We start from the raw sequence: 14,135 nt of genomic DNA on the forward strand, positions 1-14,135 counted from the left end.
AATGCGTCAGGATATTCTCAGGTTGTGATTCGCAACCGAACGACTCCGCGCCGCGCCCCGGCGCTCGCCGTGGTGGTGGCCCTGCTGCTCGGAGCAGGCGGGGCCGCCCTGTGGGAGACGGGGCGTGCGGAGACCGTCCACGGTGCGACGGCGGTCGGGGTCGGCTTCGGTGCCCTGGGTCGCGATGCCGCGGCCGCCCGCCTGAGCGACGCGGCCCGCCGCGCAGACGCCGAGCCGATCACGCTGCGCACCGCGAAGGGCACCGTCCGGCTCACGCCGGCGGAGCTGGGGCTCACGATGGACGTCCCGGGCACGGTGCAGCGGGCCATCGACGCGCGGACGCCGCTGCGCGATCTCGTCGGACTCGTCAGCGCGCGGCCCGTGCACCCCGCCTCCGTCGTGGACCGGAAGGTCTTCGACGCCGCCCTCGCGAAGGCGGCCGGCCCGCTCACGGAGGAGTCGGGCGACGGTGCCGTCGTCTACCGGTCCGGATCGACCGTGGCGGTCGTGCCCAAGCCGGGCGATCGGATCGACCCCGCGAAGGCGGCGGAGGCCGTCGCCGCCGCGTGGCCCGATTCGACCGACATCACGCTTCCCACGGACCGGGTCACGCCGACGGTGTCGGTCGACACGGTGAACGCGGTCGCCTCCGGCGCCGCGGCGAGGGCGGTCGCCTCCGAGGTCGTCCTGCGCCGGGACGGGGCCGGGCAGGTGCCCGCGGGCACCGTCGGGAAGCTGTCCGGGGCCGATATCGGCACCTTCCTGTCCTTCCGGCCCGACGGTGCCGGCAACCTCGCGCCCACGGTCGACCGGGAGGCCGCGAAGAAGGTGCTCGGCACGCGGCTGCAGTCCGCGGTCGTCAAGCCGAAGGACGCCACGTTCTCCCTGAGCGGGAGCACGCCCACCGTGGTCGACGCCGTCCCCGGGCGGGAGGTGGTGTGGGACCCGACCATCGACGCCGTCGCCAAGGCCGTCACCGAGCAGTCCGTGCAGGGGCGCACCGCCACGGCGCAGTTCACGACCGTGGAGCCGAAGCTGACCACCGCCCGGGCCAAGGAACTGGGCGTGCGGGAGGTGGTCAGCGAGTTCACGACGGGCGGCTTCAGCGACGCCTCCGGCGTGAACATCCGGCGCGTCGCGCAGCAGGTCAACGGTGCCGTGGTGCTGCCGGGGGAGACCTTCTCGCTGAACACCTACACGGGCCCGCGGGGCCTCGCGCAGGGGTACGTCGAGTCGGGGATCATCAACCACGGCCGGCCGGACAAGGCGGTCGGCGGCGGTATCTCGCAGTTCGCGACCACGCTGTACAACGCGGCGTACTTCGCCGGGCTCGAGGACGCCGGGCACACCGAGCACAGTTACTACATCTCGCGCTACCCCGAGGCCCGGGAGGCCACGGTCTTCGAGGGTGCGATCGACCTGAAGTTCCGCAACGACACGCCCTACGGCATCCTGATCGAGTCCAGCGCCGGGGCGTCCTCGGTGACGGTCCGGTTGTGGAGCACCAAGACCCGCGAGGTCTCGTCGAGCACCGGATCGCGCAGCCTGCCGACCGAGCCGTCGACGATCCGCCTGCCGAAGGGGCCCCACTGCGTCGCGAGCAGCGGTCAGCCGGGCTTCACCACCAGCAACACCCGCACGATCACCGACACCCGGTCGGGCAACGTCTCCCGGCACACCCGCACCGTCAAGTACGACCCGGTGCCGACCGTCATCTGCGAGTAGTCGGCGGCGCGTCACTCCATCGATGCGCGCTATGAGCATGTATGCTCTCGAACAGGAGTTTGAGTGTTCGACGGTGCTTCGGAGGTGCGGCGATGCGGGTGATGGGGGTGGACCCCGGGCTCACGCGCTGCGGCCTGTCGGTGGTCGAGACGGGCGTGGGGCGCAGGGTCACGGCACTGGACGTCGACGTGGTGCGCACCCCGGCCGCGATGCCGCTGCCGGAGCGGCTGCTCGCGGTCTGGACCGCGGCGGAGTACTGGATGGACACCCACCAGCCCGACGTGATCGCCGTCGAGCGGGTCTTCGCCCAGCACAACGTCTCCACGGCCATGGGCACCGCGCAGGCGGGCGGGGTGGTCGCCCTGGCCGCCGCGCGGCGGGGGATCGACGTGCACTTCCATACCCCGTCGGAGGTCAAGGCCGCCGTGACGGGCAACGGCAACGCGGGGAAGGCGCAGGTCACGGCGATGATCACCCGGATTCTCGGGCTGCAGAAGGCGCCCGAGCCGGCGGACGCCGCCGATGCGCTCGCGCTCGCGGTCTGCCACAGCTGGCGGGCGCCGATGATCGCCCGCATGGCGGAGGCGGAACGCCGGGCGGCGGAACAGAAGAAGGTCTTCGAGCAGCGGCTCGCGGCGCAACGCCGCGGCAGCGGCAAAGGTAGTGCGGGCGTGGGCCGCACGGTCACGGGGGGAGTGCGATGATCGCGTCGCTGCGCGGCGAGGTACGGCACATCGGTCTGGACCACGTGGTGGTCGAGTGCGGCGGCGTGGGGTACAAGGTGCTGGTCGCCCCGAACACGGCGGGAACGCTCACCCGGGGTGCCGAGGGCTTCCTGCTCACGTCGATGGTGGTCCGGGAGGATTCGCAGACGCTCTACGGCTTCACCGACGGTCCGCAGCAGGAGCTGTTCCACCTGCTCCAGACGGTGCAGGGCGTCGGTCCGCGGCTGGCCATGGCGGCGATCGCCGTGCTCGCCCCGGCGCAGATGCAGACGGCCATCGCCTCCGGCGACCTCAAGACGCTGTGCCTGATCCCCGGGATCGGCAAGCGCGTCGCCGAGCGCATCCACATCGAGCTCAAGGACAAGGTGAGTGCGGCATCGTCGGACGTCTCCGGCCCGGCCGGGGCGACGGCGCCGGTGGGCGGCGTCGCGCAGCAGCTGATCGACGCGCTCGAGGGGCTCGGCTTCACCCCGAAGCAGGCGGAGCCGGCGGTGGCCGCGGCGATCGAGGCCGGCCCCGGCAAGTCCGTCTCCGAGCTCCTGCGCGACGCCCTGAAGTCCCTGGGACGCGGCTGACGTGCAGTACGACGACGAGGTGGGCAGCGAGTTCGAGGGCGCCGAGGGCATCATGGGCCCGGCGGCCCTGACCGGTGACGACACCGAATCGCTGCGACCGAAGTCGCTCGACGAGTTCATCGGCCAGCCGAAGGTCCGGGAGCAGCTCCAGCTGGTGCTGCACGGCGCGAAGCTGCGCGGCGGCACCCCGGACCACATCCTGCTCTCCGGCCCGCCCGGCCTCGGCAAGACCAGCCTCGCGATGATCATCGCCGCCGAGCTCGGCACCGCGCTGCGGGTGACCTCCGGACCGGCGCTGGAGCGCGCCGGCGACCTCGCGGCCATGCTGTCCAACCTCGTCGACGGCGACGTGCTGTTCATCGACGAGATCCACCGGATGGCCCGCCCCGCCGAGGAGATGCTCTACCTCGCGATGGAGGACTTCCGGGTGGACGTGGTGGTGGGCAAGGGGCCCGGCGCCACCTCGATCCCGCTCGACGTGGCCCCGTTCACCCTGGTCGGCGCCACCACCAGGTCCGGCGCGCTGACCGGGCCGCTGCGCGACCGGTTCGGCTTCACCGCGCACATGGACTTCTACGAGACGGCCGACCTGGTGCGCGTCATCGAGCGGAGCGCGAAGATCCTCGGCATCGCGATCGAGCACGACGCCGCCGCCGAGATCGGCAGCCGCAGCCGCGGCACGCCCCGGATCGCGAACCGGCTCCTGCGGCGCGTGCGCGACTTCGCGGACGTCCGGGCCGACGGTGTCGTCACCGTCGAGGTGGCACGGGGTGCGCTGAAGGTCTACGACGTGGACGAGCTGGGTCTCGACCGCCTCGACCGGGCCGTGCTCGGGGCGCTGCTCCGCAGCTTCGGCGGCGGCCCCGTCGGCGTGTCCACGCTCGCCGTCGCCGTCGGTGAGGAGCCCGGCACCGTCGAGGAGGTGTGCGAGCCCTTCCTGGTGCGCGCCGGCATGCTGGCCCGCACGCCGCGCGGCCGCGTCGCGACCCGGGCCGCGTGGCACCATCTCGGGCTGGAGCCCCCGGCCGGGGCGCTCGCCACCGGCATCGAGGTCCGCAGCGACGTCGACCCCGGCGACGAGCGCCTGTTCTAACGCGGGGCGGTCAGGTCGTAGACGGTCACCCCGTCGACGGTGCGCGCCGGGAAGGTCTTCTCCACCCATGCCCGGATCTCCGCCGCGGTGCCGGAACCGCGTCCGAAGCCGAACCCGCCCGACTCGGCGAGGAAGTAGTGGACCCTGCCGTCCCGCACGTACTGCTGGAACTGCGCGAGCGTGGGAGAGGGGTCGGTGCCGTTGAAGCCGCCGATCGGCATGACCGGCTTCTCCGTCGCCAGCTGATAGCCGGCGGCGCTGTTCGCACCGATCGTCGCCGCGGCCCAGGTGTAGCGGTCCGCGTCCTGCAGGAGCAGGGACTTCAGCGCCGCGCTCGGCGCGCTGCCCGTCAGGAACGAGGGCCCGCGCCCCGGGTCACCGTCGGCACCCGGACCGAAGCGTTCGAGCGCGCGCTTCATGACGGCGGTCGTCCCGGCTCCGTCCCGCCCGGGACCGAAGCCGTGGCCGCTCGACGGTCCGGCGGAGACGATCGCACCCTGCCGGGGTGTCGCGATCGTCTCGGCCGCGAACGCGGCCTGTCCGGCGGTCGCGGTGACGAACGCCGCGACCGCGATGACGCCGACGACGCCCCGCGTCGGCCGGACCGCGGGCAGGAGCGTCGCGAGGGTCCCGACGGTGCCGATCGCCGCGGCCGCCGCGATCACCCAGCGCAGCCACGGATTCCAATGCGGCGTCTCGATGAGGATGTACCACGCGGTCGTACCGGTCGCCGCCACCGCGGCGGCACCGACGATCCGGACCCATCGCCGGCTCCGCTCCCGCCACCCCACTGCGACGCCGATGGCGACCAGCGCCGCGATCGCCGGCGCCATCGCGACGGTGTAGTAGGCGTGGAAGATGCCCGCCATGAAGCTGAAGGTCAGCCCGGTGATGAGCAGCCAGCCGCCCCAGGCGATGACCGCGGCGCGGTCACCGTCGGTGCGCGGCGCCCTGCCGCGCAGGATCAGTACGACGACGATCGCGATCAGGGCCGCGGGCAGCAGCCATGCGATCTGGCCGGCCTGCGCGGGATCGAACATGCGCAGGATGCCGGCGTCGCCGAACATCCCGCCGCGGCCCCCGGGCATCTCCATTCCCGCGGGGAGTTCGAAGCCGGCGGGCATCTCCATGCCGCCGCGTCCGGGTCCGACACTGCCCCGCTCGTTCCCGTTGAGCCGCCCGAGACCGTTGTAGCCGAGGGTGAGCTCGAGGATGGAGTTGTGCTGCGAGCCGCCGATCCACGGCCGGGACGCGGCGGGCCACAGCTCGACGGTGACCAGCCACCACCCGGCACCGACGATCATCGCGGCGCCCGCTGCGAGGAGCTGGGCGATGCGCTTTCCGAGTTTCGGCGGCCCCGCCACCAGATAGGTGAGCGCCAGGCCGGGCACGATCAACACCACCGCGAGTTGCTTCGTCAGGAAGCCCAGCCCCACGAAGGCGCCGCAGGCGATGAGCCACCGCCAGCGGCCGTCCTCGACGGCGCGGAGCATAGCCCAGGTCGCCGCGATCATCAGCAGCACGAGCAGGGCGTCGGGATTGTTGAAGCGGAACATCATGGCTGCGACCGGCGTCACCGCGAGCAGGAATCCCGCGAGGAGACCCGTCGCCGGGCCGAAGCGGCGGCGCACCGTCGCGTACAGCAGCGCGACGGAGGCCACGCCGAGCAGGGCCTGGGGCACGAGCATCGCCCACGAGTTCACCCCGAAGATGCGGGTGGAGACCTCCATCACCCACAGCGAGGCGGGCGGCTTGTCGACCGTGATCGAGTTGGCCGCGTCGGAGCTGCCGAAGAACATCGCCTTCCCGCTGACGGTTCCGGCCTGGACCGCGGCGGCGTAGAAGGCGTTCGCCCACCCCGCCCGGCCGAGGCCCCAGAGGTAAGCGATCGCGGTCCCGATCAGCAGGAGCGAGGCCGCCACCCGCTCGCGGGAACGGCTCACCGGGCGTCCGCCCCGGCGCCGGCGGCACGGAAGATCAGGCGCAGTCCGAGGAAGCGCGTGATCGTCGCCAGGAGGTTCGCCACCACGAGCACCGCCAGCTGGGTCTCTCGGCTCGCCTCCGGTGCCACGTGCTCGAGCATGGACAGGCTCCCCGCGGTCAGCGCCCAGGTGATCAGGAAGACGAGGACGCCCTGCAGGTGATGCCCTACCGCACCCGTCCTGCCGCGTACTCCGAAGGTGAAGGCGCGGTTGGCGGCCGTGTTGCCCACCGCCGTGATGACGAGCGCGGCGAAATTGGCGCTCTGCGCCCCGATCAGCGGGTGGAGCAGCAGATAGAGGATCGCGTACGCGACGGTGCTCGCGGCGCCGACGACGGCGAACCGGGCGAGCTGGCCCACCATGCCACGGGGGACGCCCGCGAGGTGGGGCTCTTCGCGTCCGAGTGCACGCCGCACGTCGTCGAGGGGGAGCGTGCCGCTGGCGAGCGCGCGGCCGACCCGTACCACGCCGCGCAGGTCCTTCTTCACGGTGTCCACGATGTCGACCCGGCTGTCGGGGTCGTCGATCCAGTCGACGGGGACCTCGTGGATGCGGAGGCCGGCCCGCTCGGCGAGCACCAGGAGCTCGGTGTCGAAGAACCATTCGCCGTCCTGGACGAGCGGCAGCAGCCGGCGCGCGACCTCGGTACGGATCGCCTTGAATCCGCACTGGGCGTCGGAGAAGCGCACCCGGAGCGTGGTGTGCAGCAGCAGGTTGTAGCCGCGGGAGATGAACTCGCGTTTGGGTCCGCGCACCACGTTCGCGCCGCGGCCGAGGCGGGTGCCGATCGCCAGGTCACTGTGCCCGGAGAGCAGCGGGGCGACCAGCGGGTGCAGTGCCCTGAGGTCGGTCGAGAGATCGACGTCCATGTAGACCAGCACGCGGGCGTCGGACTCCGCCCAGACCCGGCGGAGGGCACGGCCCCGGCCCTTCGCGTCCAGGTGCACCACCCGCACGCCCTCGATCGCCGCCGCCAGTGATCGTGCCGTACGGAGCGTGTCGTCCGTGCTCGCGTTGTCGGCGATGGTGATCCGCGCGGGGAGGTGCAGTTCGGCGTCGAGGTACGCGCGGAGCGTCTCCACGCAGTGCGCGATCGTATGGGCCTCGTTGTGGACGGGGATCACGATGTCGAGGACGGGTGCGATCTCCGCCTCGGTCGGTCTGGCCCCGGTCGTGACCGTGTGGTCGGGTGCGATCTCGGCTGTCATGGGAACGACCCTCGACCGGCGCCCTTGAGCTACCCTGCGGCCGGACTGTGCACCTGCTGGGAGCGGTCGTCAGCGCTCGCCGCCGGACTGCGCGTCGCGACGCCATTGCCGCGGCGTGGTCCCGAACCGGGCACGGAACCAGCGCGAGAAGTTCGACGGGCTGGAGAACGCCAGGATCCCGGCGATCTCCGCGAACGAGTACGTGCGGCCCGCCACGAGACGCCGGGCCAGCGCGGCGCGGGTGTCGTCGACGACCTCGGTGAAGGTGGTGCCCTCGGCCGCGAGACGCCGGTGCAGGGTGCGCCGGTCCACGCCGAGGCTGCGGGCGACCTGCTCCACCGAGCACCGTCCGGTCGGGAGCAGCACGTCGACGAGTTCGCGGATCCGCGCGGTGGAGTCGCGCCCGCCCGCGTCGCCGTCCAGGAGCCGGCGCGTGTACTCCCGCAGTTGCGGGTCCGAGGTCGTGATCGCGCGATCGAGGTCGCCCGCGGGCACGCGGACCCCGTTGTGGTCGGCGTCGAAGTGCAGGGCACCGCGGAACATCCGGCGGGCCGTGTCGATCCGGGTCGGCGGGGGATGCCCGAAGGACACGGACAGGGGGCTCCAGTTCGGGCCGATCAGCTCGCGGAGGAGGCCGTACAGCGCGCCGACCGCGAGGTCCACCGCCTGTCGGTCGGGCGCCGGGCGTTCGAGCTCGATGTCGACCCGCACCGTCGCCACCCCGTCGGCCACCGACACCCGGGTGCGCACCACCTCGGTGTACATCCGCTCGTGCCGGATGAGCAGGTCCAGCGCGCTGCGCACGTCGGGTTCCTCGCGGAGGACGAGGCTGAGCGGGCCGAGGTGCGACAGCCGCCGGAGTTCTGCCATCCGCAGCCCGAAGTCGTCGCAGCCCGTCGCGGCCGCGGTGCGTTCGAGCAGGTCGTTGACGGCGTCCGCCGGGACCCACCGGTCCGGGACCGCGACCCCGTTCGGGTCGAGGCCGCTCGCCCGGAGCAGCGCGGGGGGATCGGCGCCCAGGGCGCGTGCGAGTTCGGAGAAGGTGGACAGCGCGCCGTAGCGGACGAGGGGGCGAGTGGTCGTGAGCATCGGCATCCCCCGCATGTCCCGAGATGAACAGTAATTCGTCTCGCAGGGAACAGTCTACGCGGCCCGATACCCATACTGTCATCTCGATCACACACCGGGCCCGGCCCGGAGAGGAACGGAACGGATGTCAGACCCCATGCCCCTCATGACCACTCGCTCAGGTGACGTCGCGGACACCGACGATGCGCCGACCCCACCCGCGCGGCGCCGGCGGCGGATCTACCCGTGGGTGGTCTTCGCGCTCGCATTCGGCCTGCTCCTGTCGGACTACGTGTCCCGGCAGGTGCTCGCCGCTGTCTTCGTCCCGCTCGGGCAGGACCTGAACCTCGACAAGGCCCAGCAGGGCTCGTTGGTGTCCGTCGTGGCGCTCGTGGTCGGCCTGCTGACGCTGCCCGTATCGATCCTGGCCGACCGCCTCGGCCGGGTACGCAGCCTCGTCGTCATGGCGTCGCTCTGGTCGGTGGCGACGCTGGCCTGCGCCTTCGCCCAGAACTACGAGCAACTCCTCGCGGCCCGGTTCGTCGTCGGCGTCGGTGAGGCCGCCTACGGCAGCGTGGGCGCCGCACTCGTGCTCAGCCTGTTCGCGCCCCGGGTGCACGCCGCGCTGTCGGCCTCCTTCATGGCCGGCGGCTCCTTCGGCACCATGCTGGGCACCGGCCTCGGCGGCGTCATCGCGGTCCACTTCGGCTGGCGCTGGTCGCTCGGCGCCGCGGCCGTCCTCGGTCTGCTGCTCGTCGCGACCTTCAAGCTCGTGGTCACCGAGGCCCGCGTCGAGCGGCACCAGGTCGACGGGGCCGGGCCGGCACCGTCGGGGGAGAGGACCGAAGCCGTCGGCGCGACCCGCGCCCCGCTGTCGAGCCTGTTCACCAGCCCGCCCGTCGTGTGCGCGTACCTCGGCAGCGGCCTGCAGATGTTCATGGCCGCGGTGATGCTCACCTGGCTGCCGAGCTACTTCAAGGAGGCCTACGAGCTTCCCGTCGACAAGGCGGGCGGCGCGGCCGCCGTGGTCGTGCTGCTCGCGGGCTGCGGGATGATCGTCTGCGGCTTCCTCGCGGACCGGTTCAGCCTCGCCGACGGGACCCGGAAGTGGACCGCCGGGATCATCTACTGCGCGATCGCGCTGGTCGCCCTCCTGATCGCCTTCCGGCTGCCCACGGGCACCGCACAGCTGGTCCTGTTGGGCGTCGGCGCGTTCTTCGTCGCGGGCAGCTCCGGGACCGCGGCCGCGATGGTCGCCTCGCTGACGCACAACTCCGTGCGGGCCTCGGCGCTGGGCACGCTGACGCTGGCGAACAACCTGCTGGGCCTCGCCCTGGCGCCGATCCTCATCGGCGCCCTCGCCGACCGGCTGGGCCTGGTGGGTGCGCTGCAACTCGCCCCGCTCGTCTACGTGCCGGCGGTGCTGTTCATGGTCTTCGGCAAGCGCCTCCACCCGCGGGGCGTCGCGAAACTGGAGGCGCTCACCGCCGCGACGGCACGGTGACCGCGCCGGACCCCAGAACTTGTCGGTGCGGCTGACTACCCTCGGCGAGGAGTCGATCAGGGGGTACGCACCATGTCGGAGAGCACGTTGACGGGGGCCCGCGCGGAGCGGGCGCGGCGGGTGATCGAGGCTCTGGCCGGGCCGGGAGCCGCGCTGCGGGCCGATCAGGAGACCGCGATCGCGGCGCTCCTGGAACCCGCCGCCCGGGTCCTCGTCGTCCAGGCCACGGGCTGGGGCAAATCCGCCGTCTACTGGGTGGCCACGGCGCTGCGCCGGGCGGAGGGGGCCGGGCCGGCGCTCATCGTCTCCCCGCTGCTGTCGCTGATGCGCGACCAGGTCGCCGCCGCCGGCCGCGCGGGGCTGCGCGCGGCCACGCTGAACTCGTCGAACTTCGAGGAGTGGAGCGCGATCGAGGCCGCGCTCGCCGCGGGGGAGGTGGACGTGCTGCTCGTCTCGCCCGAGCGCCTGGCGAACCCGTCCTTCGGCCGGCGGGTGCTCTCCGCCCTCGAGGGCTCCCTCGGGCTGCTGGTGATCGACGAGGCGCACGCCGTGTCCGACTGGGGGCACGACTTCCGGCCCGATTACCGCCGGGTCTCCGACGTGCTCACCCGGTTGCATCCGCAGACCCCGGTGCTCGCCACCACGGCGACGGCCAACGCCCGCGTCACCGAGGACGTGGCGGCGCAGCTCGGTGACGCCACCCTGGTGCTGCGGGGCCCGCTCGCGCGGCGCTCGCTGCAGCTGAACGTGCTGCCCGCGCTGGCGCCGATCACGCGGTACGCCTGGGTGGCCCGGCACCTGCCGGACCTGCCCGGCTCCGGCATCGTCTACGCCCTCACGGTGGCGGACGCCGAGCGCCTCGTGGACGGTGTGCGCGCGGTGCACGGGCCCGGCTATCCGGTGGCGGCGTACACGAGCAAGCTCGACCCGGATACCCGGGCGCGGCTCGAGGACGCCCTGCGCGCCAACGAGATCAAGGCCCTCATCGCCACCTCGGCGCTCGGGATGGGCTTCGACAAGCCGGATCTCGGCTTCGTGGTCCACGTGGGCTCGCCGCCCTCGCCCGTGTCCTATTACCAGCAGGTCGGTCGTGCGGGCCGCGCGATCGATCACGCCGTCGTCGCGCTCCTGCCCTCCGAATCCGATGCGGGCGTGTGGGACTACTTCGCCACGGCCACGATCCCGGATCCGCAGCAGATGGACCGCGTCCTCGGCGCCCTCGCCGAGAACGAGTCGGGGGAGGGGCTCTCCGCCATCGCCCTCGAGGCCGCGACGGGGCTGCGCCGCACCCGGATCGATCTCATGCTCAAGCAGCTCGCCGTCGACGGTGCGGTGGAGCGGGTCGACGGTGGCTACCGCGCCACGGGCGCGCCCTGGCACTACGACGCGGCGCACTACGAGGGGATCGTCGCCACCCGCCGCCGCGAGGCGGACATCATGCGGGCCTACACCCGGGGTGAGCGGTGCCTGATGCAGTTGCTCACCGAGTCGCTCGACGATCCCGAAGCGGCGCCCTGCGGACGCTGCTCCGTCTGTCTCGGTCACGTGCCCGACGGCCTGGGGGACCCGGTACCGCCCGAGACCGCGCGTGCGGTGGCGGGCGCACTGCGCTCCCAGAGCCAGGTGCTCGAGCCGCGCAAGATGTGGCCGGGTGGCGTCGCGGGCCGCAAGGGCCGGATTCAGCCGGATCTCGCCGCCGAGCCCGGTCGGGTGCTGGTCTTCGCCGACGCCCCCGAATGGACGGGCACGCTGGGCGCCGCCCGGACGGGCGACGAGCGGGCGATCGCGGATCTGGCGGACGCCGCCGTCGCTACCCTGTCGCGGTGGCGGGACCAGTGGCGCGCCCGCCCGGAGATCGTCGCTTCGCTGCAGCTGACCGATCGTCCCGCGCCGGTCGAGCCCGTCGCCGATCGGATCGCCGAGGTCGGCCGGCTGGACCGGGTGACCCTGCCGGTGCCGCGCGGTCCGGCCCCCGGGCGCGACGCCTCCGGCGCCCAGGAGGCGGCGCACTGGCTCGACGTGATCGACGTCGGGGCCGCGGGCACGGCCGTGCGGGGGCGTTCGGTGCTACTCGTCGTCGACGAGTCCGGCACCGGGTGGGCGGTGACCGTCGCCGCGGCACGGCTGCGGGAGGCCGGAGCGGCGGTCGTGCTGCCGCTGGTCGTGCACCGTCCGGCCTGACCGCTGCGAGATGTGGAACACTGGAACACCGAGTGCTGCCTAAGACCTGGGCGGCGAGGTCGCGGAGCGCCTGCGACCACACCACCAAGGAGAACCATGGGAAACCTGCTGCTGCCCCTACTGCTCGTCCTGATGCTCGTCTTCATGTTCTTCCAGTTCCGGAAGCAGAAGAAGCAGATGAACGCCACCATGGAGATGCAGTCCAGTCTCACCCCGGGCACCAAGGTCATGACGAGCACCGGGCTCTACGGCACCGTCGTCGGCCTCGGTGAGGACACCGTCGACCTGGAGATCGCGCCCGGCATCACCACCACGTGGGTCCGGCGCGCCATCGCCAAGGTCCTGACCCCCGAGGAACTCGGTGCCCCGTCGATCGAGACCATCTCCGACGAGAACCCGATCGACGTGGACAAGCGGTCCGAGGACCGCTGACTTCCAGCATCACCTTCACCACCGACGAACTTCTCCGGCAGCGCCCGCCGGGGAAGTTCCGCACGCCGAGGAGTCGTAACCGCCCGTGGCCAGGAAAACATCGAGTAGCGACCGCACCGAGTCGCGACTCCTCATCGCCTTCGGGCTGATCTTGCTCGTGGTCTTCGGGCTGGTGTTCTTCACCGGGGACCGCCAGCCGAAACCCAAGCTCGGCATCGACCTGCAGGGCGGCACCTCCGTCGTGCTGCAGGCCGTCACCCCGGACGGTCAGGATCCGAAGGCGGATCAGATGGAGCAGGCGCGCGACATCATCAACAAGCGCGTCAACGGCCTGGGCGTCTCCGGCTCCGAGGTCAAGATCAACGGCCGGAACCTGATCATCACGGTCCCCGGCACCGACGGCGATCAGGCCCGCACCCTCGGCCAGACGGCGCAGCTCAAGGTCCGGCCGGTGCTCGGCTCCCAGCCGGCCGCCGCCGTGAACACCCCCGCGCCGGACCTCACGAATCCCGAGACGGCGAAGAAGGCGATCGCGCAGGCGCGGGAGACGCGCCAGTCGACCGACCCGGCCGTGCAGAAGAAGGCGGCCGAGAGCCTCAACTGCAACCTCCCGTCGGACCCGCTCGCCGGCAACGACGATCCGGCCAAGCCGCTCGTCACCTGCGATCGTCCCGAGGAGCGCAAGGAGGGGCAGCCGCGCGCCGTCTACACGCTGGGCCCCGCGATCATCGACGGGCAGTCGATCAAGAACGCGTCGTCGGGCATCCCGCAGAACCAGGTCCAGTACGTCGTGACCCTGGAGTTCACGGGCGACGCCTCCCGGGTGTGGGCCGACTTCACCTCGAAGAACGTGGGCAAGCAGGCCGCCTTCGTCCTCGACTCGCAGGTGATCACCGCCCCGAACATCAACGGCCCCATCACCGGCGGCCAGACCCAGATCACGGGCGATTTCAACCAGAAGACGGCCGGCGACCTCGCAGGCGTGCTCAAGTACGGCTCGCTGCCGCTGTCCTTCAAGCCCGGCACCGCGCAGACCGTGAGCGCCACGCTCGGCCTCGAATCGCTCAAGGCCGGTCTCATCGCCGGCGCGATCGGCCTGGTGCTCGTGCTGATCTACGCGCTCGCCTACTACCGCGCGCTCGGCGTGCTGGTCGCGCTGTCGCTGGCCCTGTCGGTCGCGCTGCTCTACGGTCTGCTGGTCCTGCTCGGCCGGTGGATCGGCTACTCGCTCGACCTCGCGGGCATCGCCGGTGTGATCATCGGCATCGGCATGACGGCCGACTCCTTCGTGGTCTACTTCGAGCGGATCAAGGACGAGATCAGAGAGGGCCGGAGCTTCCGGTCCGCGGTGCCACGCGGCTGGGCGTCCGCCCGGCGCACGATCTGGACGGGTAACGCGGTCTCGCTGCTGTCGGCGGTCGTGCTCTACGTGCTCGCCGTGGGCGACGTGCAGGGCTTCGCCTTCACGCTCGGCCTGTCGACCATCCTCGACGTCGTCATCGTCTTCCTCGTGACCCACCCGCTGGTGTACTTCGCGTCGAAGACGGACTTCTTCGCCAAGCCGTCGATGAACGGCCTCGGCGCCGTGGCCGCGATCGGCCGGGAACGCAAGCGCGTCGCAGCTACCACCGGGGAGGCGTGA

Annotated in this window: 11 protein-coding genes; 8 read left to right on the top strand and 3 right to left on the bottom strand. The window is 72.2% G+C overall.

Features of this window, described 5'->3' with window-relative positions; all coding sequences use genetic code 11:
* Positions 1 to 24 precede the first annotated feature (24 nt).
* From AC21LY_RS06120 to ruvB, 4 genes are all read left to right on the top strand, one after another.
* On the top strand, positions 25 to 1,725 hold the full coding sequence (locus AC21LY_RS06120; RefSeq protein ID WP_489045460.1) for a VanW family protein: 1,701 nt from the start codon (positions 25 to 27) through the stop codon (positions 1,723 to 1,725).
* A gap of 92 nt (positions 1,726 to 1,817) precedes the next feature.
* Complete coding sequence (ruvC, locus tag AC21LY_RS06125) at positions 1,818 to 2,429, top strand: crossover junction endodeoxyribonuclease RuvC (protein ID WP_489045461.1); 612 nt, start codon at positions 1,818 to 1,820, stop codon at positions 2,427 to 2,429.
* Positions 2,426 to 3,025, top strand: coding sequence for a Holliday junction branch migration protein RuvA (ruvA, locus tag AC21LY_RS06130; RefSeq protein ID WP_489045462.1), 600 nt, complete (start codon positions 2,426 to 2,428; stop codon positions 3,023 to 3,025). The genes ruvC and ruvA overlap by 4 nt, the downstream gene beginning before the upstream one ends.
* 52 nt (positions 3,026 to 3,077) lie before the next feature.
* Positions 3,078 to 4,118, top strand: coding sequence for a Holliday junction branch migration DNA helicase RuvB (gene ruvB / locus AC21LY_RS06135; RefSeq protein ID WP_489045972.1), 1,041 nt, complete (start codon positions 3,078 to 3,080; stop codon positions 4,116 to 4,118).
* Here the strand turns inward: ruvB and AC21LY_RS06140 are convergent.
* The 3 genes from AC21LY_RS06140 to AC21LY_RS06150 form a co-directional block, all read right to left on the bottom strand.
* Positions 4,115 to 6,061, bottom strand: a complete 1,947-nt coding sequence (locus tag AC21LY_RS06140; RefSeq protein WP_489045463.1) for a glycosyltransferase family 39 protein — start codon at positions 6,059 to 6,061, stop codon at positions 4,115 to 4,117. The two genes, ruvB and AC21LY_RS06140, sit on opposite strands and share 4 nt — an antisense overlap.
* Positions 6,058 to 7,308, bottom strand: a complete 1,251-nt coding sequence (locus AC21LY_RS06145; protein WP_489045464.1) for a bifunctional glycosyltransferase family 2/GtrA family protein — start codon at positions 7,306 to 7,308, stop codon at positions 6,058 to 6,060. Before AC21LY_RS06145 ends, AC21LY_RS06140 begins: the two co-directional genes overlap by 4 nt.
* Positions 7,309 to 7,377: 69 nt before the next feature.
* Complete coding sequence (locus AC21LY_RS06150; protein WP_489045465.1) at positions 7,378 to 8,397, bottom strand: AraC family transcriptional regulator; 1,020 nt, start codon at positions 8,395 to 8,397, stop codon at positions 7,378 to 7,380.
* A gap of 136 nt (positions 8,398 to 8,533) precedes the next feature.
* Between AC21LY_RS06150 and AC21LY_RS06155 the strand changes: the two genes are divergently transcribed.
* The 4 genes from AC21LY_RS06155 to secD all read left to right on the top strand — a co-directional run bounded on the left by AC21LY_RS06155 (position 8,534) and on the right by secD (position 14,135).
* Positions 8,534 to 9,880: an MFS transporter gene (locus tag AC21LY_RS06155; RefSeq protein ID WP_489045973.1), complete on the top strand. Its 1,347-nt coding sequence runs from the start codon at positions 8,534 to 8,536 to the stop codon at positions 9,878 to 9,880.
* A gap of 72 nt (positions 9,881 to 9,952) precedes the next feature.
* Positions 9,953 to 12,061: a RecQ family ATP-dependent DNA helicase gene (locus AC21LY_RS06160; RefSeq protein ID WP_489045466.1), complete on the top strand. Its 2,109-nt coding sequence runs from the start codon at positions 9,953 to 9,955 to the stop codon at positions 12,059 to 12,061.
* Between the two features lie 96 nt (positions 12,062 to 12,157).
* Positions 12,158 to 12,493, top strand: coding sequence for a preprotein translocase subunit YajC (gene yajC, locus AC21LY_RS06165; RefSeq protein WP_489045467.1), 336 nt, complete (start codon positions 12,158 to 12,160; stop codon positions 12,491 to 12,493).
* A gap of 85 nt (positions 12,494 to 12,578) precedes the next feature.
* On the top strand, positions 12,579 to 14,135 hold the full coding sequence (gene secD / locus AC21LY_RS06170) for a protein translocase subunit SecD (protein WP_489045468.1): 1,557 nt from the start codon (positions 12,579 to 12,581) through the stop codon (positions 14,133 to 14,135).

The sequence above is a fragment of the Tsukamurella sp. II2bb genome (assembly GCF_057815145.1).

Excerpts from the sequence above, each read along its gene's own strand:
- AC21LY_RS06145 (WP_489045464.1), bottom strand. The coding sequence starts at position 7,308 with ATGACAGCCGAGATCGCACCCGACCACACGGTCACGACCGGGGCCAGA.
- AC21LY_RS06150 (WP_489045465.1), bottom strand. The coding sequence starts at position 8,397 with ATGCTCACGACCACTCGCCCCCTCGTCCGCTACGGCGCGCTGTCCACC.
- ruvA (WP_489045462.1), top strand. The coding sequence starts at position 2,426 with ATGATCGCGTCGCTGCGCGGCGAGGTACGGCACATCGGTCTGGACCAC.
- ruvB (WP_489045972.1), top strand. The coding sequence starts at position 3,078 with ATGGGCCCGGCGGCCCTGACCGGTGACGACACCGAATCGCTGCGACCG.
- yajC (WP_489045467.1), top strand. The coding sequence starts at position 12,158 with ATGGGAAACCTGCTGCTGCCCCTACTGCTCGTCCTGATGCTCGTCTTC.
- AC21LY_RS06160 (WP_489045466.1), top strand. The coding sequence starts at position 9,953 with ATGTCGGAGAGCACGTTGACGGGGGCCCGCGCGGAGCGGGCGCGGCGG.
- ruvC (WP_489045461.1), top strand. The coding sequence starts at position 1,818 with ATGCGGGTGATGGGGGTGGACCCCGGGCTCACGCGCTGCGGCCTGTCG.
- AC21LY_RS06155 (WP_489045973.1), top strand. The coding sequence starts at position 8,534 with ATGCCCCTCATGACCACTCGCTCAGGTGACGTCGCGGACACCGACGAT.